This is a genomic window from Bacillota bacterium (assembly GCA_033549065.1).
Classification (GTDB): domain Bacteria; phylum Bacillota; class Dethiobacteria; order DTU022; family DTU022; genus JAWSUE01.
In genome coordinates this window covers 11501-33990 of the sequence record JAWSUE010000013.1, presented here as the reverse complement: position 1 = coordinate 33990, position 22490 = coordinate 11501, and the positions used below count along the sequence as shown (strand labels likewise).

Here is a 22490-nt window from a genome sequence, read left to right as displayed (position 1 = left end):
GGTTTTCAATATTATAACATGAGAAAGAGTGCATAAACCATGAAGCCGCCCATTAAGGGCGGCTTCAAAGTAAAGATTTTATAGTTTTACTTTTAATTTTCGATTAGAACCGGGCCAGGTACTGTTTGACTTCCCAGTCATGGACCTGTATACGGTAATCCATCCATTCTTTCATCCGGCCTTCACGGAAGCGGTCGTAAATATGTTCGCCAAGCGCTTCCTGGATTACCGGGCTTTTGTCAAGCTCTTTGATCGCTTCAAAAAGAGTTCCCGGCAGGCTTTCAATCTTGTGATTTTGCTTATCTTCATCAGTCATCGCGTAGATATTAAGATTTACCGGATCGGGCGGCATAATCTTGTTCTTGATTCCATCCAAACCTGCTTTGAGCATTACGGCAAAGGCCAGATAGGGGTTACAGGAAGGATCAGGGCTGCGTAGTTCTACCCTTGTGCCAATTCCCCTGCGGGCCGGTACCCTTACCAGCGGACTGCGGTTACGATGAGACCAGGCGATATACACCGGGGCTTCATAACCGGGAACCAGTCTTTTATATGAATTGACCAGAGGGTTGGTCACGGCGGTGAAACCTTTGGCATGTTTGAGAAGGCCTCCGACGAAGTATAGCATTTCCTGGCTCATCTCTTCAGGTGCATCGGGGTCATAGAATATATTTTTTCCGTCTTTAAACAATGAAAGATGGGTATGCATACCGGAACCGTTTATCATGGCTATCGGTTTCGGCATAAAGGTAGCATAAAGTCCGTGGCGCTGTGCTACAGTTCTGACAACAAATCTGAAGGTTGACAGGTCATCGGCTGTACGCAGAGCATCGCTATATTTGAAATCTATTTCATGCTGGCCGGGAGCAACCTCGTGGTGAGAGGCTTCTATTTCCAGGCCCATCTGTTCGAGATTCAATACCATGTCGCGGCGGGCGTTTTCGCCGAGATCGGTAGGTGCGAGATCAAAATATCCGCCCTGGTCATGGGTATGCAGAGTGGGCGCGCCGTGATCATCTGTATGAAACATGAAAAATTCAGCTTCCGGTCCGCAGTTCATGGAATAGCCGTCTTCTGCAGCAATGGCAATAACCCGCTGAAGCTGGCTGCGGGGGCACCCGGCAAAGGGTTCTCCTTCGGGGGTATAAACATCACACATCAGTCTGGCAACCCCACCTTCCTGGGGACGCCAGGGGAAAATGGTAAAGGTATCGGGATCCGGCCGCAGGTACATATCAGATTCCTCAATTCGAACAAACCCCTCAATTGAAGAACCGTCGAACATCAATTCATTATCGAGTGCTTTCGGCAGCTGATCGGATGTGATAGCCACGTTTTTTAGCTGGCCTACTAGATCGGTGAATTGAAGGCGGATAAATTTAACTCCGGATTCCTTTGCAATTGCCAGTATTTCTTCTTTTGTCATTCCCAATTGGATCATCTCCTTAAAATGTTTATGAATAAAAAGAGAAGACGCCCGCTTGCAGTCATCAGACTGTTTATGCGGGCGCCTTTGCCCAAAATCATTATATATGAGCCGTTAATCTATGTCAAGGTGACATTTTTATATATTATAGACATTAACGAGAAATTTTACTTGATTTTTCTTTTGAGCATAATTCCTCCAACGGTCATCATCATCCCACCTAGAGCATAAAGAACATGTGCGAGCGTCAGTCCGCCTGTTGCAGGCAGGGCAACTATTCCGGCCGATAGAGTATCTGAATTGCTGTCATATTCCGACCCCAAGAGTGTTGTACCATCTACGTCTCCGTTTCCGTCACCAGTTCCGTTTCCGTCACCAGTTCCGTTTCCGTCACCAGTTCCGTTTCCGTCACCAGTTCCGTTTCCGTCACCATTAACGATAGTAACAACCAGGGTTTCATCATAACCATCAGCAGGAGCGTTAATACTACTACAAGGGCGGTTCGTGATGGTATTAGTATCAAGGGTGACTGCGCCATTTAAAGCTAATAACTGACCAATCACTGTCGCACCGGTAGTTGCTGTGATATCTGTCAAGGCCAGAATATGCCCCACAAAAGTGGAGTATGTTCCCAGGGTCGCAGAGCTGCCGACCTGCCAGAAAACCTGGCAGAAAGTAGCTTCACCCAGAAGGACAATGTTGCTGTATGATGCTGTGGTGAGCGTTGTTCCGATCTGGAAAATAAAAGCGTCGTATGGGCTATCGGCATAAAGATAGAGAGTCCCCGTCAAGCCCAAACTGGAACTTGCTGTGTATACACCGGGCTCTAAAGGCTCCGCCAATGAACTAAGGTTGCCCAGATCGAGTCCGGTAATATCCGTATCACTGTCTCTTCCGGCAGCGTCAAGATAAGCAGTTAGCAGATCAGCCTTAGCCTGCTCTGCAACACCACCTTCATCAGCAAGGTATACAAATCCACCAGTTTGAACAACGTTTCCATCACCAGTGTATGTATCAATTGGATGTGAACCGATATCACCATAGATTATGGTAGTGTTGACTGCTCCATCAACGGTAATTCCCGAGCCGGCTAAAACCGCAAAAGATTCGGCTGTTCCGAGTTCTAATTTCTTTGGTGTCCCATCCGGTTCATCGTTGTCTCCTAATGAATCCGTCCAGGCCAGCGTTTCAAAGGTGTAATCTCCGGGAACTGACGGGGTCGTGGCAGTAAATACTACCGAAACCCAGTCATCCTGGCCAAGATAGTGATCTTGAGCATCAGCCCATAAAGAAATTACCTGACCAACCAGCCCTCCATTCCAGTTCTTGTCATCAGAGGCAGTAATTGCACCCAGGCTAATGGATGTGAATTCATCTGGAATGATCAACTGTGCCGAGATTAGTGGAGTGCTGTCACTTTCCTCGGTAAAAGTAACAGTGAAACTGGCTGGTTCATTAACCCCGAGTTCGTCATCGTCATCTGGCGTTATCACTGCGGAGTAGGAGTTACCTCCACTGCCAGAGATTTCAGTTGAGCCATTCTCCGGTAACAGGGGATCATCCTCGTCAGGAATGGTGTTCTCTTCAGTTGCATCATCATCTGTGGAGGATAATTCTGTTGTAGAATCAGAGGAATCAGAGGAATCAGAGGAATCAGATGTTTCATCTGTATCAGAACTGTCTGAGGTTGAGATTTCTGTGCTGCCAGCATCTTCACTGTCATTAGCTTCGGCATCTGTGGAGGGTAATTCTGTTGTAGAATCATCGGAATTAGATAGTTCTTCTGAATCAGAGCTGCTGTCAACAGCAACACTGTCATCACTTTCGGCGAAAGCAATCGCCGGAATAAGCAACAGCATTGCTGCGATAAGGACCGCAGTCAGAATCCAAAACTTCTTAAATTTTCTAATTCGTAATGTCATTTCATTTCCCCCCCTTCTATGATTTATTATGATTTAGAATAATAATTCTAAATCATGTTTACATAATAATAGTGAATTAGTTGCGCAGATGTAAATTAGCACTATTCGCATTTTTCTAATTAATTTGCTGGTCAAATAGAAAAAAACATTATAATTTCAGGCCACCTGAAAATAAATATTTTAACCCCGTTAATGCCAGTATCCCGTAACAATCAGCTGATGCAGAGGAATTATGGTTAGCCCAGTTATTAAGAACTAAATCAAAGGGCTGACGTAAAAAGGTGAGGCATTCAGCCTCACCATATATTACGCTCAAAGTGACAATTTCACATATTCTTGACAGGTAATAACTGAAGATTTTGTCAGTTTTTATCCCGGGGAACCATTCTGATGACCCCGCCCCTGCAGGTTGCAGCACAGGTTCCACAGCCTCCGCATTTGCTTAGGTCTATGGTGAATGTTGTTCCTTCTCTTGTCCTGGCCTCCCGTGGGCAGGCCTCGACACATTCGTCACAGCGGACACAAATCCCGCAGTGGAGACAGCGGGTATATTCTTCCCTGATAGTTATTTCCTCTGGATCATTGTATGGCCTGTTGGTGTGCAGGCGTAGGTCAAAAGGATCGATCGCTTCTTTAATTTCAGGTTTGTAAACCTCGCCCTGCATGCTTGCATGGATGCGGTTGGCACATTCGCGGCCCTTTCGGATTGAATTGGCCACCAGGCCAAGCCCGACGGCATCTCCGGTGATTGAAATATTCGGATGGGTGGTTGCACCGGTATCATCAAGCGTTTCAAAAAAACCGCGGGCATTGAGATGATCGGTAAGGTCGGCCGGGAGAAAGTCGAGTTTTGGTTTTTCGTTGATAAAGGCGATAGCATCTCCGGGAAGAAAAGTCTTGCTGCCTGTACTGTCGCGAACTACAACCCCTTCTTCAACTACTTCTTCCAGGAAGTAGGGGTACATCACTTCCACACCCGCACTTACCCATTTTTGCAGTTCTTCCGGTTTGGCAGAGGGGGTCTGAATGTCGATTGCGGTTATCTGGTTCGGTTTCAATCCGAGCTTTGAAAGCGCTTCCATTCCGTCGAGTGCGGCATCACCGCAGCCGATCAGAACTGCCCTGGGGCCGATCTTTATCTCTTCGCCTAAGTTGAAAGATTTCAGAAAATCTATACCGCCCTTGATCAGCTCCCTGCCTTTAACCGGCGGAAGAAGGGGGTGATGGGCGCCGATGGCAACTATAATATGGTCAGCTCTCTCCATCAGTTCTTTAAAGAGCTTACTGTTCACCCTCTGGTTAAAATGAAATTTTATACCCAAATCGGTAATATTTTTAATGTCCCGGTCGAGATCTTCCAGGGGCAGCCTCTTCCTTGAAATTACCTGGTACATTTTACCTCCCGGTTGATCACCGGCTTCATAAATTTCTACGTCATAGCCGAGGCGGGCCAAAAAATATGCGCTGCTTAAACCGGCCGGGCCGGCTCCGATGATAATAATTTTACCCTTGTGCTCGCCTATCTTACCCACTTTGTGTTTGCCGTGAAAACCGCGGGCCAGTTCAGCAGTACGGACAGAAAAATCGATTTTGCCCCTGCTGCAAGCATCCATGCAGAGGTAAGCGCAGATGAAGCCGCAATTGCTGTAGCGGAAAGGAGTGTAAGAGTCAATCAGCTCCAGCGCTTCGCTGTACTCGCCGTGACGAATATGGCCCAGAAAACGACCGGTTGGAATGCCGACCGGGCAGTTTGATTCACAGGGAGAGGCCATCTCTTTTTGGACAGGGACCAGCCCCGTGTTAACCGGGTATGCCGGATAATAAAATTTACTGAAGGGTCTGCTTCCGGCCGGTTCTATCTTAACCAGATCTCTTTCAAGCAGTTCATTTGAATTAAAATCAAACTCATCACAGAATTCTTCCACGAGGGGTCTGATGGTTTCGGACTCTTTTTTGCTGACACTTCTTATTACAGCGCCAATCCCGGGCATGTAATCCGGAATTTCGTAATTAAAGATGTATATTTCTCCACCATGAATACCGGTCGCCAGTGTTTTATCGGCTTGACCGGCAACATTATCGGTAATATTTTTACTGTTAAGAATGAGAATGGTTCCCCCGGCCATGTACTCTCCAAGAAAGTCACCGGTGGTTCCGCCGATTACAATTGCCGGTTTCGAATCCTTATATTCTTTCATATGAATTCCAACCCTGTAGCCAACATTGTCGCGGATAAATAATTTCCCTCCGCGCATTCCATAGGCCAGGGCATCCCCGCCCATTCCATGGACATAAACCTTGCCGCTGTCCATGGTGTTGGCAATTGCGTTTTGTCCGTGACCGTAAACCTTTACAGTAGGTCCCCCAAGACAGAATGCCAAATCGTCGCCGGGGACCCCTTCAATCTCAAGCAGCAGGTCTTCTTCTGTCAAACCTGCAGACAGATACCTCTGGCCCCGGACATTAATAATCCTGATGTGGCGGCTGCCTTTTTCTACAGACTGCCGGATCATTTCATTTAATTCACGATAGTAGATTCCTTTAGCATCTATTTGTTGAACAACTTTTTGGACCATATTATCACCTTATTCTCCGGCGTGTTTAATGCCCAGGATGTCAAGTTCTTTTTCTGAAAGTCCGACCCCGCGCAGGATCAGCCTGTTACCCCTGAAAGAGCCGATATCGTAAATTCCGTTTAAACCCATGATTTCTTTCATTTCGTGACTCCAACCATCGATCAGGTTGCTTAAGCGTTCGAATGCCCAATCTTCGTCAAGTCGTTTGCTGATTTCGGGATCATTGGTGGTGATTCCCCAGGGACACTTTCCGCTGTGGCAGCGCTGACAGCCGTGGCAGCCGCAGGTAACCAGAACGGTACTGCCTATGGCAACCGCATCAGCTCCGAGGGCAATTGCTTTCATAACATCCGCGCTGTTACGGAATCCCCCGGCAATAATGATCGATGCCTGGTTGCGGATTCCCTCTTCCCGAAGTCGCTGGTCAACTGCTGCCAGGGCGAGTTCGGCGGGAATTCCAACATTATCTCTTACTATGGAAGGGGTTGCTCCCGAACCTCCGCGGAATCCGTCAATGTAAACCATATCGGCCCCGGCCCTGACAATGCCGCTGGCAATGGCGGCAGAATTGTTAACTGCCGCAATCTTTACACAGACCGGCTTATATCCGCTGGCTTCCTTGATAGCATAGATAAGTAGGCGCAGATCTTCAATTGAATAAATGTCGTGTTGGGGTGCCGGTGAAATGGCATCGCTGCCTTCCGGAATCATTCTTGTCTGTGATATACCGGATAGCACTTTTTCCCCGGGCAGGTGTCCCCCGATTCCGGGTTTTGCGCCCTGCCCGATTTTTATCTGGTATGCCCGGGCAACTTTCAGGTATGAAGGATTAACACCAAAACGACCGGATGCAACCTGTAAAACAGCATGGCCGGCAAAAGGATATAAATCTTCATGAAGTCCGCCTTCACCGGAGTACCAGATCAAACCTTTCTCTACTGCCGTCCGGGCAATGGCTTTCTGAAGGTTAAGGCTGATACTGCCGTAAGACATAGGGGCAAAGACGACCGGAAGCTTTAACTTGATCAAACTGCCATTACTGCCGCTTTTGATAGCCTCCTGCCTTGATAACGCTTTCCGCCCAAGGTAGGTCACTGTTTCCATCGGCTCCCGCTGGGGGTCGATAGAGGGATTTGTCACCTGGCAGGCGTTAAAAACGAGGTTATCCCAGTATGTGGGCAGGTCCTTGTCAGAACCGAAACCGGTCAGGTTTACCGCCCCGGAAGAAGATTGATAGTGGACCCTTTTAAGATCAGCCGCTTTCCAGACAGCATGCTTTCTTAGGGCGAGCGGTTTTTCTTCAATATAAATAGCCCGTCGCGGGCACATTACCTCACAGCGGTGGCAGGCGCCACAGGCCTGGCGGTTGGCCACAGGAATTTTTCTGTCGCCGCGCGGTTCAATTCTGATCTCGTTAAATGTACACTGGACCGCGCATTCGCCACATCCATCGCAGAGTTCCAGGTCAAACACCGGTTGAAAGTTTGAATACTGTCCCGGTTGATCAATCCTTTGCTCCATTATCATAATCCTCCTTCCTTAAAGATTAACCCCGGCAGATTCTTCATTAAAGAGGGCAGTTATCGGTTGTCCTGCCCGGGGAGTAACTATATCGGTTATATCGTTATCCATTTCGTACAGTGAAGCGATTTCACTGGCAAAATAGGTATAATCATTATGGCGGCCTGCGGTCATCGGGCGCAGCTTGGTATTATCGGTCAGGCTGAACATTCCAGCGTCAAATGTGGTTAAAACCGCAAAGGGCCCGTTCAGCATTGCCTGTTCGTAGATCACCCGGAGTGTGGTCAATTTATCTTTTTCTTCAGACTCCTCCATCCGTTCGATAGTGCTCCAATATGGCGGAGCCAAAACCGTGGTGGCTTCCGTAATGCTTAAGCCGTGCTGGCGGATCAAGAGATCAATCAGGTAGGCGATAACTTCACTGTCTGTCTGAAGCTGGCAGAAATAGCCAAAAGATTCGAGGTAACGCTTGTTGATGCCATATGAAGATATTTCGCCGTTATGGACGATGGACCACTCAAGAATGCTGAAAGGGTGAGCTCCACCCCACCAGCCGGGGGTATTTGTCGGAAAGCGGTTATGGCCCAACCAGCTGTAACCTTCGTAGTTATCGAGCTGGAAGAAGTCATAAATATCAAGAGGCGTACCCACGCCCTTAAACACTCCCATGTTTTTTCCATTCGAGCACGTGTACGCCCCATCGATAGTCTTATTCAGTTCCATACATTTGGAGACGACATAGTCATCGTCGCTCTCTTCTCCCGAGCCACGTTCACCCGGGGGTAGTGAGGGCTTGACGAAGAAAAGATGAAAGAGAGGATGGTCAATAATTTTACCGGACCAAACCGGGATAGAACTGTCGTGCTCAATATTAAACCACCGGTCAATATACTGTTTTGCCCTATCCATCGATTTTTCATCCGTACTCATGATATGCAGGGCATAAAAATCATGATAATCGGGATAAATCCCGTAGGCAGCGTATCCTGCACCGAGGCCATTACCCCGATCATTCATCAGATGGATGCCCTTTTTGATTCGTGTGCCGTTTTCCTTTATTCTGTTGCTGTTAATGAGACCGACAATTCCACACATCCGGGGTAAAGCCTCCTTATTCGATATGTTTAATGGTATTAAAAGAGCCCATAACCCGGTTAAGTGAACGTGTATTATATACCGGTGCTTACCGGATTGAATAAATGGGTGTAAAAATCATTTTAATCACTTTTATGATGTGATGTCAAGGGAAATGAATAAGTTTATATTTTCGATAATTAATGACTATTCTCATAATACACGGATTATTTTTCTATGAATTAATGAAAAATGCTTCTATCAAATTGAGGTATAGTTTATAATTGAAACTATGATTTAACTTCATAATTTACCAGCCGAAATATAAGGAGATGAGTACACTTGTCCACTCAATGGTTCTATTCACGGGAAGGTAATAACTATGGCCCTTATACTCTTGAAGAAATGCAGTACTTTTTGCAGACAGGCAATATTTACAACAACGATCTCGTCTGGAGTGAACACCTTGGTGAGTGGAGACGGGTGGATACAGTTCCGGAGCTTTCCGGTTCGGCTGATGCTTATGGCGGAGAAGTAATTGAAGCCGGCAGCCCTGTAAAGGCTCAAAAGAAAAAATCTTTTACCAAACTTGCTATCATCGGCGGCGCAGCACTCTTAATTGTTGTGGCCGCTTTTATTTTGGTTCGGTTTATTGGGCTGCCTTTTGGAGGCGGAGATAAAGTATTAATCTCGGAAACCGTGCAGCCCTCAGAAGATGCCCAGGTATTTGGAAGGGCAGATGAGATCCGGATCACCATTCCGGGTGATATGCTTGACGAACCTGCGGACTTGAATGTTACGTTAAGGGGTAATTTTAGTGCAGCTCCGCAGGATGCCCAATTGGACGATACATATAACATAACTCTCGGCAGCTACGATGAACTGGCCGGAGTCCTTGAAATTGAAATACCTTATGATCCGGCTTCTATTCCCCAGGGTGTCAACCCGGGAGATTATATTGGAGCCCTTTATTACAATGAAGTTTCGGGAGAATGGGAACATGTTGTTTATGAAGTTAACCCACAGAAAAACACGATAACTATTTTTACTTACCACCTATCAGAATTTGCCAGGGTGAGAAGATCTTCGACCGATCCTGATTCCCCGATGGCCCGGGTCCGCACGCCAATATACCTGCCTGGAAGCGCCTATACAGCCGACCCGGAGGAAATTGCCGACATGATCTCATCTATGGGTTCGGGTGGCGCTGCCGGTGACAGCGCGATCAAGGCCGGTTGGGACGCGGCTGCCGAAATGTTTGGTGTAATGGGGCCGACTTTGACCTTCATGGAAGAAGTATTTGAAGTTGGCACCCTGAATACGATCAATAACTGGATGGGCGATCTCGGTTTGGGTCTGGCCTTTGTTCAGTTGGCGATAAATCTTGACGGCCAGAACCCTGCTCCCGCTGTTCTAACCTTTACCAAAGACCTTGGAAACTATGCCATCGGCAAATGGGGTACTTCGGCAATGAAAATTGCTTCTGTCGGTGTCTTTGCCATCGATTACAGTTTGAATAAATTTGCCACGACGGCAATTGCCGGTAGAGAACAGATGTATGTTGATGCCTACAGTCGCTATTATTACAGAGGCTCAGACTATTCGACCATCCCCGGGTTTAAAGTCAGGAATAATGTTGACTGGTATAAGACATTTTATAAAATAACAAACCAGGCACCTTCACCCGAAGAGGCTGAAAAAATGATCGCCGAAGAAATTAACCGCTATGTTTACGCTTTCTGGAACGATACAGATGGGATGACTTTTGCCTTTAGTGATACCAGCCAGGGCTTTACCTATTCAGGGGGAAGCAACCAGGCCCTGGAAAAGCGAATTGCCGAAAACCATAAAGCCGAGCTGGTTAATTCACTGCAGCCTGTTTTTCAGCGGCTGGCCAAACAGATCAGGATAGAAAGGCAGCAGAGCTATTATAACAATGAGGTTAGAAGAATCGGCAGCTTGCTCAACAGTGTATATACACTGCGGGTTACTGTAATACCCAGTGAGATCGACGGTCAACCGGTCAGCGTTGAGGGTATGCCGGTTATGATTGGAACCGGTCGGAATCAGGCTCTCTGGCAGGGAGAAACCGATAAAGACGGTATATGGGAAATGAAGTTTACCCTGCTGGGGCTGCTAAATGCCGAACCAACCGGCCTGGTAGTTCTCTCCGGCCTCGGACCTGACGGAAAAGATACGATGGAAGCAGAATTTAAACTTAAGGAACCGGGTGCAAGAGTTGATGTAACATTCAACCTGGACGAAATTGATCTGACCGGAAGGTGGGAAGGTTATTGGGTGATGACTTACTGCGCCATCCTGGATGAAAACCCGGCGGTGGCACAGGAAGCTGCCGAAGGTTGTGAAGAGGCTATGGGCGCAGGTATTGTCGAAATGATCCAGGAAGTTTTTCGATCACTGCTAAATGTGGATGTGCCCATGGTACTTGAATTTCAACCGACCGATGTAGGAGATTCTTATACCGGAACTATAGTAATCCAGTTTGATCAGGTTTTGCCTGATGGAGTAAGTGCAGACGAAGAGCCACAAAGCTTCAAGGCAGTATATAAAGACGGCAAAATCAGTTTCAGTTTGGCAGATCAGGGATGGACTACTGTATTTGAAGGAACAGCCCAGGGCAGCGACAGTATAAGCGGAACCTTTAATGTTCCATCAGGCAGCGGTTCTACTTTTATGTCGGGCACCTGGAGAGCGGTCAGGGCGGGTCGTTAAGCGAACTTGTTAAGATGGCTGAGAATAAGCATTCCGGAAGGATAAGTTTATGTATCCAGTCTTGTTCGAAATAGCATTTGCTGAAGGAAGTACTTTTACTGTAGGCGCTTACCGTTTCTTCGGTTTTCTTGCTGCAGTTTATTTAACAGTTTTTGCTGTTAAGCATTTAAGAGAGGAAAGGCTTTCGAATCTGAAAATCATTATCGTAATTTCTTTGACAATCGCCGCTTTTTTAATCGGTTCACGACTGCTCTACCTGGTACTCTATCTACAGGATGTTATTGATAATCCGTCCATAATATGGCAGTTGAGGCTGGCAAACTTTACACTTTACGGGGGTCTTCTTCTTTCGCTGATCACATGGTGGCTTGCCACACGTTTTAACAAGGTGCCTTTTATGAAGATGACCGATTATCTGGCGCCTCATGTTGGTATTTCCGTTATGTTTATGAGGACCGGCTGTTTCCTGAATGGATGTTGTTACGGTAAGGTAACCACTGTTCCCTGGGGTATAGTATTTCCTGCAGCTTCCGGTTCTCACCTGGCCCAGATTTATGTTTCGCCACTGGCCATGTTCTTACCACCCAGGGCGGTTCATCCCACTCAGTTTTATGAAATGGGGGCAGCGTTTATAGCATCCCTGGCGGCGTGGATACTAATAAAAAGCAGAGTAAAGGAAGGTTTGGCTGCAGCTGTATTCGGACTGATTTTTTCAGCAGGACGTTTGATAACCTATTATTTTAGAGATTTTCCGATTGCCAGTGATATCTCTAATTTGATCCGCGGGCCTCTGGTATATAGCCTGGCAATTCTTTTTTTCTCTGTCTGGATATTTATAGCACTTAATTCTGAGAAACGGCAGGAGGTAGTATAAATGAAAGAGGGATGGTACTACTATAAAGATGGTACGCAGCATGGACCATTCACCTGGGAACAGTTATGGCAGGAATCGAAGTCTGGAAAACTGAATTCGACTGATCAGGTTTGGAATCAGGAGCTGGATAATTGGGTTGAAGCAGGACAGATCCCCGGTTTGACGAATATACCAGATTTTGTTAAGTCAGCTCCCCCTCCGCCTGCCCAATTGGTCAAATCGGTTTCAGTTCAGAAACCTGAAAAACAGGTCACGGAGAAGAAGACCGAGGCTACGGGGCCTGCACCTGCAAAAAGCGGCGGCAAGCTGATACCGATTATTATAATAGCTGTTCTGGCTGTAGTTCTTCTGTCAGGTGCCGGCATATATTATTTTCTGCTTAGAGATACCGGTGTACCGGCAGTTGGTCCGGACGAAGAGGTCGTCGATATTGGACCGGTGATTGAAGAAGAGATCCTCCCTCCCACAGTTGAAGAAATTTCAGTTGAGGAGGAGCTCGGTTTGAATTTCCCGATGGGATCCGGTAATGCTCCCGGTAATATATCGAATGGTGGAATTGCTGCTGTCGAAGGAAATTGGGTATATTTTCGCTCAAATCAGGGCGGTGCCCTGACCAGGAGCAATATGCTCACCGGAGAGACAACTCTGATTACTAGCGATTCAGCCTGGTTTATTAATGTCCTGAATGATTGGATCTTTTACGTCAACCGGGACGATCAAAACCATCTATACAGGATTAGAACCGATGGCAGTGACCGGTCGGTTGTCATCGCTGACAGTGTCTGGTTTTTAAACCTGGTTGATGGCTGGCTTTACTATGTCAATGAGGATGATGCTTATAACCTCTACAGGATCGATACAGCCGGTAACAACGAACAGCGACTGAATACCGATTACAGTTGGTTTTTGAATGTGGTTGATGGCTGGATTTATTACATTAACCAGAGTGATCGTGATACAATCTATAGAATAAGTCTGGATGGCAGCGATAAAGAACAGGTTAATGATGTATTTACCAGCGGGATCACTGTTACGGAAGATGGCTGGATCTATTATATTAATGAGGCTGATCGCTCAAGGTTGGCCAGAGTCAGGGTTGATGGAACCGGTGACAGAATGCTGACCGACCACCCGGCCTGGTTTGCCAATGCAAGCAGCGGCTGGGTCTACTATTCAAATGAAGCCGATAATTTTGCCCTTTACAGGATAGAGGCCGATGGAAGCAGCAGTGAAAAAATCACTGCCGATTCAGCTCGTTACAACGCAGTGATTGGTGATTGGATCTACTATTTAGATTTTGATGAAGAGGACACGATTTACAAGATCAAAACTGATGGAACCGGCAGGCGATATGCTGAAGATGAATTTTAACCATGAAATAAATATTTCGGAAAAACCGCAGGAAAAATGTGGTATATTTGCCATCTATAACTATTCCAGGCCGGGCAATGCGGCAATGTTGACCTACCTCGGCTTGCTGGCGCTTCAGCACCGGGGTCAGGAAAGCGCCGGTATGGCTTTCAAGGGAGCTGCCGGCCTGCAGGCGATAAAAAAAATGGGTCTGGTCGAACAGGTATTTTCACGACAGGAACTCTCGATGATTAATGAAAGTACTATACTCGGCCATGTCCGCTACTCGACAACAGGATCAAGCAGCCCTGCAAATGCCCAACCCCTGATTGCCCGTTCTTACGATCAAAAAGGAATTGCTCTTGCGCATAATGGCAACCTGACCAACACCAGGCGTCTTTACAACGAACTATTGGATGAAGGGCATATCTTTCATACCTCGTCAGACACGGAGATTCTGCTAACTTACCTTTTCAGATACCGCCGACTGGGACTGGCCAATGCCGTTCGGAAAACAATGAGTATTGCGCAGGGAGCATATGCAGCGGTTGTTATGGATGAAAACCAACTGGTTGCTTTCAGGGATCACCTGGGTTTCCGTCCGCTGGTCATCGGCTCCCTCAACGGGGCATATGTTCTGGCATCGGAAACAGCTGCCCTGGATACAGTTGGGGCAAAGTTTTTGCGTGAAGTTCTTCCCGGGGAAATTGTTGTTATCGATTCAAAAGGCTTGACCTCATACCCGCCAGATAGCATACAGCCACCGGCATTGTGTATATTTGAATATGTTTACTTTGCCCGCCCTGACAGTGTAATTGATGGCAGGAATGTTCACCTGGTCCGCAAGGCAGTTGGCGCCCTGCTGGCAAACCGGATTTCAGCAAAACTGGATATGATTATCCCGTCTCCAGACTCGGGGGTTTCAGCCGCTATCGGCCTGGCTGAAAAACTTAACCTGCCGCTTGAGTGGGCGGTACACCGTAACCCCTATCTGGGGCGGACATTTATAGAACCGACTCAGAGTGAACGGGAGGTTGCAGTACGCCTTAAATTTAACCCGATTGCCCAGCTAATCAAGGGCAAGAGAGTTGCCGTAGTTGACGATTCCCTGGTCAGGGGAACTACAGCCAGGATCCTTACTTCACTGCTTAAAAATGCCGGGGCAAAAGAGGTCCACCTCTGTATTGCTTCCCCACCATATAAAAACCCGTGTTACTATGGTATAGACATACCGGTTGCCGAGGAACTGGCAGCCCTGAATGAAAACTTCGACAGGCTTGCAGAAGTGATTGGAGCAGACTCCATAACTTTTGCCGAACCTGAAGATCTCTATATTGCAGTCGAGGCCGATCATGATAAATTCTGTACCGCCTGCTTCTCAGGTAATTACCCCGAACGTGGAGTAAACAAGGGAGCGTGAAATAAATATGGAACATTTTTTGAATGATCAATCGGCAAGTACCCGTGAGAAGGTTCTAATCCTTGATTTCGGCGGACAGTACAGCATGCTTATTGCCAGAAGAGTGCGTGAAGCCGGGGTTTATTGTGAGCTTCTACCCTACACCACTTCCTGGAATATAATAGAAGAGTTGAAACCTTTGGGGTTGATCCTTTCCGGGAGCCCGGCCAGTGTTTACAGTGAAGATGCGCCGCGCTGCGATCCGGCTATATTTACAGGCGGCATTCCCATTTTGGGCATCTGCTACGGAATGCAGTTATTGGCCAAAGAGATGGGAGGGGAGGTTAAGAGAGGAACAAGGTCTGAGTTCGGTCGGACGACATTTCAAATAGTTGAGCTGGATCCGCTGTTCAGTGGAAATGTTTTCAGCAAGGAGGATGCGCAGTGTGGTTGGATGAGTCACCAGGACGAAGTGCTGACACCTCCACCCGGATTTTCAGTTTTGGCCAGAACAGAAAACAATACGATGGCCGCTATCGGTGATCATGCCAGAAAAATTTACGGTGTACAGTTTCACCCTGAAGTTTTTCACACACCGGGAGGTAACCATGTACTGAAAAACTTCCTTTACCAGGTTTGCGGCTGCAGCCATACCTGGACTCCCAGAAGTTTTGTAGAAGATGCTGTGGCTAAAATAAGAACAACTGTCGGCGATAAAGAGAAAGTGGTATGTGCCTTAAGCGGGGGCGTGGATTCGTCAGTGGTCGCTTTTCTGTTGGATCAGGCTTTAGGTGAAAGGTCTGTATTTATTTTTGTCGATCACGGCCTGCTCCGGTTAAACGAAGCAGAACAGGTAGTGAAGTTGTTTAAAGAGCGTTTAAAAGGCCAGTTTATTCATATTAATGCGGTTGAACGCTTTTTGAACAGCCTTGCCGGAGTAACCGATCCTGAAGAAAAGAGAAAGATTATCGGTGCCGAATTCATTAATGTTTTCAAGGAAAAAGCGCTCTCCATGGGCGATATAACTTACCTGGCCCAGGGGACCATCTATCCCGATGTTATTGAGAGTGGCACTGTCAGCGGCGCCGCCGTGATCAAGTCACATCATAACGTAGGCGGGCTGCCGGCTGAATTGGGATTTGATTTGATTGAACCTCTGCGGGAACTTTTTAAAGATGAGGTAAGGTTGGTCGGCGCTGAACTGGAACTTCCAGATTCCATATTGAAACGCCAGCCATTCCCCGGCCCCGGCCTGGCTGTTCGCATAATTGATGATATTACGTCGGAAAAACTGGATCTGCTTAAAAAGGCAGATGCAATTTTCCGGGAGGAAATTATCAACGCCGGCCATTCTGAAGAGCTCTGGCAGTATTTTGCAGTCCTGACTGGAGTAAATGTAGTCGGGGTAAAGGGAGACGACCGCCACTACGGACCGGTTATTGCCCTCAGGGCAGTAGTTTCCGAAGATGCCATGACAGCGGACTGGGCCCGGCTGCCCCACGATTTGTTGGAGAAAGTTTCAGCCAGAATAACCGGTGAAATCCCCGAAGTGGCCAGAGTGGTCTATGATATAACTTCGAAACCCCCCGGAACAATCGAGTGGGAGTAGGGCAGAAAAAAAGATAATAATATGCATCAGGGCACAAAAATTCGTGCCCTTTCTAGTTAGCTTATATTTTTACAGATCCTGATAAAATATTCGTGAACTCTCAGGTCATCGGTAAGCTCGGGATGAAATGATGTGGTCAGCAGGTTCCCCTGTCTTGCTGCAACTATGCCCTCGGGCATATCAGCCAGTATCTCCACGGAGTCGGCGGCTTCTTTTATAATCGGCGCCCTGATGAAAACCGCCTTGAGAGGTGTATCAAGAGAATTAAACTGAAGGTCGGTTTCAAAACTCTCCCGCTGCCTTCCGAAAGCGTTACGTTTCACTTTGATATCCATTAAACCGAGAGTCGGTTGATTTACTGCGCCGTCAAGTATATCTTTAGCCAAAAGGACCATTCCGGCGCAGGTCCCGAAAATGGCCAGATTCCCTTTGCGGTTCCGCTCGCGTATTGAGTCGGCCAGGCTGAAAACCTCGATCAATTTGCCAATTGTGGTGCTCTCTCCCCCGGGGAGGATCAAACCACTAACGCTATCCAGGCTTTCTTTATGTTTAACGGCAACTGCTTCAACATTGCAGCGTTCAAGGTGTCTCAGGTGCTCGGAGACAGCGCCCTGAACGGAGAGAACTCCAATTTTCATTCTTCTTATACGCCCCGTTCCTGCATTCTGTCCGCTTCTGTCAAAGATGACATTTCCAGGCCGGGCATGGCTTCACCAAGACCCCTGGATACTTTGGCCAAAATTTTCGGGTCATCGTAGTGCAGCGTCGCCTGAACGATGGCTTCGGCAACTTTTTCAGGGTTTTCAGATTTAAATATCCCGGATCCGACAAAAATTCCATCAGATCCCAACTGCATCATCAGCGACGCGTCAGCAGGCGATGCAATTCCTCCGGCAGCAAAGTTGACAACCGGCAGGCGGCCTTCCTTTCTAACTTCGAGGAGGTAGTCAATCGATACACCCATTTCTTTGGCCAGTACAACCAATTCGTCTTCGGCTTTGGCTTTAACCTGGCGAATCTGATCCATAACTCTGCGCATGTGGCGAACTGCTTCAACAACGTTACCGGTGCCAGGCTCGCCTTTGGTGCGGATCATTGCTGCTCCTTCCGATATGCGGCGGAGCGCTTCACCCAGGTCTCTTGCCCCACAGACGAAGGGGACTTTGAAGAGATGTTTATTTATATGGTACTGCTCGTCGGCAGGAGTGAGAACTTCACTTTCATCAATATAGTCGACACCGAGTTCTTCAAGGATCTGGGCTTCCGCAAAATGGCCGATCCTGACTTTGGCCATGACAGGGATGGTTACCGCATCCATTATTTTCAGAATCATTTCCGGGTCGGCCATCCTGGCTACACCGCCGGCAGCCCTGATATCGGCCGGAACCCTTTCAAGAGCCATAACGGCTACAGCTCCGGCTTTTTCAGCGATTCTTGCCTGTTCAACGGTAGTGACATCCATGATCACTCCGCCCTTTTGCATTTGGGCCATTCCCTTTTTAACCCTGTAAGTTCCCTGTTCTTTCATCATCTGATACTCCTCTCACGGTTCATTATCTGGTTATGCAGCTACCGGCCTGACCGGCAGCCCTTTGTCGGAAAGATATTTCTTTATATCTGCTATTCTATAAGTCCCGTAATGTAAAATTGAGGCAGCCAAAACGGCATGGGCATTACCCACTGTCAGGGCTTCATAAAGATGTTCCAGCGTTCCCGCCCCCCCGGAAGCAATAACCGGAATCTTAACTGCGCCTGTAACAGCCTGCAGCAATTCTGTGTCGTAACCGTCAAGCGTTCCGTCTGCATCCATGGAAGTAAGCAGTATTTCTCCGGCGCCCAGCTGTTCGGCCCTGGCGGCCCATTCAACCGTATCAAGGCCGGTCGGAGTACGCCCGCCGTGGCTGTATACTTCCCACCGGGCCGAACTGTCGCTGTGACCTTCTTCCCGGATGCGCCGGGCGTCGATGGCCACTACTATGCACTGGCTGCCAAATTTATCAGCGCCGGCGCTGATCAGCGATGGGTTGCTCAAGACAGCAGTATTAAGCGATATTTTATCCGCACCGCTCTGCAGCAGCTCCTGCATAAAATCGGTTGAGTTTATGCCACCACCGACTGTAAGCGGAATAAAGACTACTTCTGCAGTTTTTCGGACTACATCAATAATAGCCCGGCGTTTTTCGACAGAAGCGGTAATATCAAGGAATACCAGCTCATCGGCACCTTCGTTGTCGTAAAAGGAGGCCCGTTCAACGGGGTCTCCGGCGTCCCTGATATTTACAAACTTAGTTCCCTTAACGACCCGTCCATCGCGTATATCAAGACAGGGTATAATCCGTTTAGCCAGCATTGAAAATCTCCTAAAGTTAAGCGAATTTCTATCGTTGATCGGCTATAATCTTACCAAAATTACTGAGCAGGCGCAAGCCTGCAGGACCGCTCTTTTCCGGGTGAAACTGCACTCCGTACAGGTTGCCTATATTTACTGCAGAAGTAAATGAAAAACCGTATTCGGTCAGTGCCAGTGTATTTTCTTTAATGTCAGGCTGGACATAGTAGGAATGAGTAAAGTAGAAAAATGTATCTTTTCCCAGACCCTCAAAAAGACTGTTGTCCTTTACCGGTTCAACCTGGTTCCAGCCAACATGGGGAACGGGCAGCCCATCTGGAAAACGCCGGGCCTTTCCGGCAATAACATCAAGTCCTTTTACGTCAGTTAAATTTTCGCCCGTTTCTTCACTTTCTGAAAAAAGGAGCTGCATACCGAGGCAGATACCCAAAAATGGAATGTTGCGGGAAATTGCCGCCAGTAAAGCTTTTGTAAGGCCCCTGGATTCAATGATCCCTGAAGCATGGGCGAAGGAGCCGACTCCGGGAAAGATGATTGCATCCGCGTTGCTAATCTGCTGCGGATCATCAGAGATAACCGGTGATAAGTCTGCTTTTGCCGCAGCCTTGTAAATGCTGTTTAAGTTTGCGCATGCGCTGTCAATGATTACCAGTGAAGACATAGGCAACCCCTTTCGCAAATCATCTGCTCTTATAATATAGCATAAGATGCTGCCCGGTAAGTTAAAATTTGATCATTATCTTTTATCTTAAAGGATATTTGAAGGTTACGGCAAAGATAATAATAAATTTATATGTCAGGGGGGGATCTGATGAAGAAACCGCTAATGCGTGAATGCCTTCAATTGATCAAACCATATCAGCCTGGAAAACCGGTGGAAGAAGTTGAGAGAGAGCTAGGTTTAAAAGATGTTATCAAGCTGGCGTCAAACGAAAACCCATTGGGGCCTTCAGCTGCGGCGATTGAAGAGATGCAGCAATTTGTCAGGAAAATGCATATCTATCCGGACGGAAACTGTTTTTACCTAAAACAGCTCTTGGCGGAAAAGATAAAGATTGCTCCTGAACAGCTGGTTTTCGGGAACGGTTCAGACGAACTGCTGGCTCTGCTTACACTGCTTTATGTCAGCCCCGGTGAAGAGGCTGTTACCGTTGCGCCCAGCTTTTCCGAGTACGATTTTTCAATGCGGCTGATGGGTGGTATTCCCCGCGCAGTCCCACTGGTCGGGGAGAACTTTGCCTACGATCTTGATGCAGTCCTGAATGCGGTTAATGAAAAAACAAGAATTGTTTTTATCTGCAGTCCCAATAACCCTACCGGGTCAATCGTCTATAAAGAAGACCTTGATCGGTTTGTTGAGAAACTTCCGGATAATGTTTTGCTTGTTCTTGATCAGGCTTACATTGAATATGTTGATGAACCGGAACATCCGACAGGATTGGATTATATCGAAAAGGGTTACCCGGTAATAGCATTAAGGACATTTTCAAAAATTTACGGATTAGCCGGATTGCGGATCGGATACGGTATATCAACTCCCGAAATTATTGCCGATCTGGGGCGGGTCCGTGAGCCATTTAACGTAAACGCCATGGCCCAGGCTGCTGCCAGGGCAGCCCTGGGAGATACTAAACACCTTGAGCAGAGCCGTGAGTTGGTGCTGAAAAGCCGCAGGCAGCTGGCCGATGGCTTTGCTGAATTGGGCTTAAGAGCTGTTCCCGATCAGGCTAATTTCTGTTTTGTCGATATCAAAGTTGATTCGAAACAGGCTTTTCAGGCCTTGCTAAGAAAGGGTGTAATTGTCCGCACCGGAGATATTTTCGGTCATCCTACATATATCAGGGTAACCTATGGTACAGAGGAACAAAATAAGCGCTTCCTCACCGCATTGAAAGAAGTTCTGGTCGAATTAAAGTAAGGCAGGTATCACCATACTTTTTCTGCCGGTAACTGCTGAAGTTTTTTATCCAGTCGCAGTTTTTTACGGAGTGCTCGACTATGATAAGCCCATCCCGGGCGATAATCTCTGCTTTGAAGATGTTTTTAACTACTGAAGATAAATCCTGAATATCGTAAGGCGGATCTAAAAATGTCAGATCCGCCTTATAGTTTTCATCACCGAGTTTTCTTATTGCTTTCAGAACATCCAGATGAATTAACCTGGCACTTTCAAGTAACCTGGTTTTGGCCAGATTGTCCTTGATTAAAGCGATATTTTCCTTTTTATTTTCAACAAACAGAGCACTTTCTGCCCCGCGGCTCAAAGCTTCAATGCCGACAGCGCCGCTGCCTGCGTAGAGATCGAGAAAGTTCGATTCGATAACAGATGATCCCAAAATGCTGAATAGCGCTTCTTTTACCCGGTCTGCTGTTGGCCTGACCGTTAATCCCTTTGGCGTTTTTAATTTTGTCCCTTTTGCCGAGCCTGCTATAACACGCACTGGAGTCACCACTTACCGATCAATTTATTTTACAACCATCACTGTACGGTCTGCTTCCTGCAGAACAGCGTTGCTTACACTGCCAAGAAAGAATTTTTTCAAACCGCCCAATCCCCTGCTGCCAATCACAATTAAATCGTAGTCTCCTTCGGCTGCAAAGCGGGCAATTGTTTCGGAAGGGTGGCCGGACTTCAAAACGGCATCGGTTTTAATATTTCTTTCTTTAAAAGGCTTTATGGCATCATCGAGCATCTCCTGGAGCATTTTCTCTACTTCTGCTTCTATATTTTGAAAATGCTTCACGTCTTCATGGGTAATAGGAAGCCTGTCTGTCGTTGTTTCAAAAAAATCATACCTCTTCTGATAAATATGAATTACCGTGACCTTTTCAACATTGCATCCGCCGGTTATTTCGAGAGTTTTATCTATAGCTTTCTGGCTTTGGGCTGAACCGTCGGTGCATACCAGGATTTTCATCAATATCACTCTCCGTAATTATATTTAAAGATATACTTTCTATTGGATGGAGCCTAACTCCTTTAGCTGTGCTACTCATGCCAGTGGGATAATTTAATACACAACTGCCGGTGTCCAGTAAGTGTTGTTGTAAATATCGGTCAGACGATAAGTGACCAGATAGCGGGCATCACCGATGCTTACATTGCTAACCATGAGATCGCCCGAAACAATCATCTGTTCACCCAGGTTGTAGCTATCCTCATATTCCTGGTTGTATGAATAAAAATCGCATAGAAAATCTATAACATCACCACGATTGATCTCGATTAACCCCTTGGCTACAGTATCGGTTATTTCGCCGTAATTAATCCGTGCGCCGGCAACAATACCATAGGGATAACTGTTGTTGAAATGGACGATTATATCTACCAGCATTCCATTCAGCATGGCAGGGATGCGTCCTGTAATTGACCAGTAATCACCGGATTCTTCAATGCTTTCTACATAGTATGCGACAACATGATTATCCAAAGCCAGCCAGGTCCCGTCAAAATCGATAATCAGATCGCCATCGCTGTCAAACTCATAGATGTTATCGAGCCCTAAATCAATATAACCGTAACCGTCATCAACAAAGACATTAAGTTCTATCGTTTGGATCAGGTCCCATTGATCGTCCGTGAGTTTTAAAACCCGGGTATTTCCCTTTTGAGTCAGTTTGATACTGCTTGCGTCAAGATAGTTTTTCTGATAGAA

18 protein-coding genes are annotated in these 22490 nt (G+C 47.1%); 6 read left to right on the top strand and 12 right to left on the bottom strand.

The window, feature by feature from the left end:
• Positions 1-103: 103 nt before the first annotated feature.
• From glnA to SCJ97_09570, 5 genes are all read right to left on the bottom strand, one after another.
• Complete coding sequence (glnA, locus tag SCJ97_09590) at positions 104-1426, bottom strand: type I glutamate--ammonia ligase (GenBank protein ID MDW7740291.1); 1323 nt, start codon at positions 1424-1426, stop codon at positions 104-106.
• Positions 1427-1593: 167 nt separating this feature from the next.
• Positions 1594-3348, bottom strand: a complete 1755-nt coding sequence (locus tag SCJ97_09585) for an ice-binding family protein (protein ID MDW7740290.1) — start codon at positions 3346-3348, stop codon at positions 1594-1596.
• Between the two features lie 362 nt (positions 3349-3710).
• Positions 3711-5924 carry an FAD-dependent oxidoreductase gene (locus tag SCJ97_09580; GenBank protein ID MDW7740289.1) on the bottom strand — a complete coding sequence of 738 codons (2214 nt, stop codon included), beginning with the start codon at positions 5922-5924 and terminating at the stop codon, positions 3711-3713.
• A 9-nt stretch (positions 5925-5933) separates the two neighbouring features.
• Complete coding sequence (locus SCJ97_09575; protein ID MDW7740288.1) at positions 5934-7445, bottom strand: glutamate synthase-related protein; 1512 nt, start codon at positions 7443-7445, stop codon at positions 5934-5936.
• 18 nt (positions 7446-7463) lie between these two features.
• Positions 7464-8540 carry a glutamine amidotransferase family protein gene (locus SCJ97_09570; protein MDW7740287.1) on the bottom strand — a complete coding sequence of 359 codons (1077 nt, stop codon included), beginning with the start codon at positions 8538-8540 and terminating at the stop codon, positions 7464-7466.
• A gap of 321 nt (positions 8541-8861) precedes the next feature.
• On the opposite strand from SCJ97_09570, the gene SCJ97_09565 reads away from it, so the two are divergent.
• From SCJ97_09565 to guaA, 5 genes are read left to right on the top strand one after another with little or no spacing between them, the layout of a single operon-like run.
• Positions 8862-11252 carry a DUF4339 domain-containing protein gene (locus tag SCJ97_09565; protein ID MDW7740286.1) on the top strand — a complete coding sequence of 797 codons (2391 nt, stop codon included), beginning with the start codon at positions 8862-8864 and terminating at the stop codon, positions 11250-11252.
• 49 nt (positions 11253-11301) lie between these two features.
• A complete protein-coding gene (locus SCJ97_09560; protein MDW7740285.1) occupies positions 11302-12126 on the top strand; it encodes a prolipoprotein diacylglyceryl transferase in 825 nt (274 codons plus the stop codon).
• A complete protein-coding gene (locus tag SCJ97_09555) occupies positions 12127-13497 on the top strand; it encodes a DUF5050 domain-containing protein (GenBank protein ID MDW7740284.1) in 1371 nt (456 codons plus the stop codon).
• Entirely contained in the window at positions 13487-14896 is a 1410-nt protein-coding gene (gene purF / locus SCJ97_09550) for an amidophosphoribosyltransferase (GenBank protein MDW7740283.1), read from the top strand. Before SCJ97_09555 ends, purF begins: the two co-directional genes overlap by 11 nt.
• Positions 14897-14903: 7 nt before the next feature.
• Complete coding sequence (guaA, locus tag SCJ97_09545) at positions 14904-16484, top strand: glutamine-hydrolyzing GMP synthase (GenBank protein ID MDW7740282.1); 1581 nt, start codon at positions 14904-14906, stop codon at positions 16482-16484.
• A gap of 56 nt (positions 16485-16540) precedes the next feature.
• Here the strand turns inward: guaA and pdxT are convergent, their stop codons facing one another.
• Genes pdxT through hisH form a run of 4 tightly spaced genes read right to left on the bottom strand, consistent with a single transcriptional unit; the run spans position 16541 to position 19495 of the window.
• Positions 16541-17122 (bottom strand): pyridoxal 5'-phosphate synthase glutaminase subunit PdxT, encoded by a 582-nt coding sequence (gene pdxT, locus SCJ97_09540; GenBank protein MDW7740281.1) that lies wholly within the window; start codon positions 17120-17122, stop codon positions 16541-16543.
• A gap of 5 nt (positions 17123-17127) precedes the next feature.
• Positions 17128-18012 carry a pyridoxal 5'-phosphate synthase lyase subunit PdxS gene (gene pdxS, locus SCJ97_09535; protein ID MDW7740280.1) on the bottom strand — a complete coding sequence of 295 codons (885 nt, stop codon included), beginning with the start codon at positions 18010-18012 and terminating at the stop codon, positions 17128-17130.
• 33 nt (positions 18013-18045) lie between these two features.
• Positions 18046-18834, bottom strand: coding sequence for an imidazole glycerol phosphate synthase subunit HisF (gene hisF, locus SCJ97_09530; GenBank protein MDW7740279.1), 789 nt, complete (start codon positions 18832-18834; stop codon positions 18046-18048).
• Between the two features lie 28 nt (positions 18835-18862).
• Positions 18863-19495 carry an imidazole glycerol phosphate synthase subunit HisH gene (gene hisH / locus SCJ97_09525; GenBank protein MDW7740278.1) on the bottom strand — a complete coding sequence of 211 codons (633 nt, stop codon included), beginning with the start codon at positions 19493-19495 and terminating at the stop codon, positions 18863-18865.
• A gap of 150 nt (positions 19496-19645) precedes the next feature.
• On the opposite strand from hisH, the gene hisC reads away from it, so the two are divergent.
• Entirely contained in the window at positions 19646-20752 is a 1107-nt protein-coding gene (gene hisC, locus SCJ97_09520; GenBank protein MDW7740277.1) for a histidinol-phosphate transaminase, read from the top strand.
• On the opposite strand, the gene rsmD is transcribed toward hisC, so the two are convergent.
• From rsmD to SCJ97_09505, 3 genes are all read right to left on the bottom strand, one after another.
• A complete protein-coding gene (rsmD, locus tag SCJ97_09515; GenBank protein MDW7740276.1) occupies positions 20715-21275 on the bottom strand; it encodes a 16S rRNA (guanine(966)-N(2))-methyltransferase RsmD in 561 nt (186 codons plus the stop codon). The genes hisC and rsmD overlap by 38 nt on opposite strands.
• Positions 21276-21299: 24 nt before the next feature.
• Positions 21300-21752: a universal stress protein gene (locus SCJ97_09510; protein MDW7740275.1), complete on the bottom strand. Its 453-nt coding sequence runs from the start codon at positions 21750-21752 to the stop codon at positions 21300-21302.
• Positions 21753-21845: 93 nt separating this feature from the next.
• A partial coding sequence (locus SCJ97_09505) for a peptidase C11 (protein MDW7740274.1) occupies positions 21846-22490 on the bottom strand: 645 nt, incomplete at its 5' end.

Excerpts from the sequence above, each read along its gene's own strand:
- SCJ97_09585 (MDW7740290.1), bottom strand. The coding sequence starts at position 3,348 with ATGACATTACGAATTAGAAAATTTAAGAAGTTTTGGATTCTGACTGCG.
- SCJ97_09560 (MDW7740285.1), top strand. The coding sequence starts at position 11,302 with ATGTATCCAGTCTTGTTCGAAATAGCATTTGCTGAAGGAAGTACTTTT.
- guaA (MDW7740282.1), top strand. The coding sequence starts at position 14,904 with ATGGAACATTTTTTGAATGATCAATCGGCAAGTACCCGTGAGAAGGTT.
- glnA (MDW7740291.1), bottom strand. The coding sequence starts at position 1,426 with ATGACAAAAGAAGAAATACTGGCAATTGCAAAGGAATCCGGAGTTAAA.
- hisH (MDW7740278.1), bottom strand. The coding sequence starts at position 19,495 with ATGTCTTCACTGGTAATCATTGACAGCGCATGCGCAAACTTAAACAGC.
- pdxS (MDW7740280.1), bottom strand. The coding sequence starts at position 18,012 with ATGAAAGAACAGGGAACTTACAGGGTTAAAAAGGGAATGGCCCAAATG.
- SCJ97_09555 (MDW7740284.1), top strand. The coding sequence starts at position 12,127 with ATGAAAGAGGGATGGTACTACTATAAAGATGGTACGCAGCATGGACCA.
- purF (MDW7740283.1), top strand. The coding sequence starts at position 13,487 with ATGAATTTTAACCATGAAATAAATATTTCGGAAAAACCGCAGGAAAAA.
- SCJ97_09570 (MDW7740287.1), bottom strand. The coding sequence starts at position 8,540 with ATGTGTGGAATTGTCGGTCTCATTAACAGCAACAGAATAAAGGAAAAC.
- SCJ97_09510 (MDW7740275.1), bottom strand. The coding sequence starts at position 21,752 with ATGAAAATCCTGGTATGCACCGACGGTTCAGCCCAAAGCCAGAAAGCT.
- hisC (MDW7740277.1), top strand. The coding sequence starts at position 19,646 with ATGAAGAAACCGCTAATGCGTGAATGCCTTCAATTGATCAAACCATAT.
- hisF (MDW7740279.1), bottom strand. The coding sequence starts at position 18,834 with ATGCTGGCTAAACGGATTATACCCTGTCTTGATATACGCGATGGACGG.
- pdxT (MDW7740281.1), bottom strand. The coding sequence starts at position 17,122 with ATGAAAATTGGAGTTCTCTCCGTTCAGGGCGCTGTCTCCGAGCACCTG.
- SCJ97_09580 (MDW7740289.1), bottom strand. The coding sequence starts at position 5,924 with ATGGTCCAAAAAGTTGTTCAACAAATAGATGCTAAAGGAATCTACTAT.
- SCJ97_09575 (MDW7740288.1), bottom strand. The coding sequence starts at position 7,445 with ATGGAGCAAAGGATTGATCAACCGGGACAGTATTCAAACTTTCAACCG.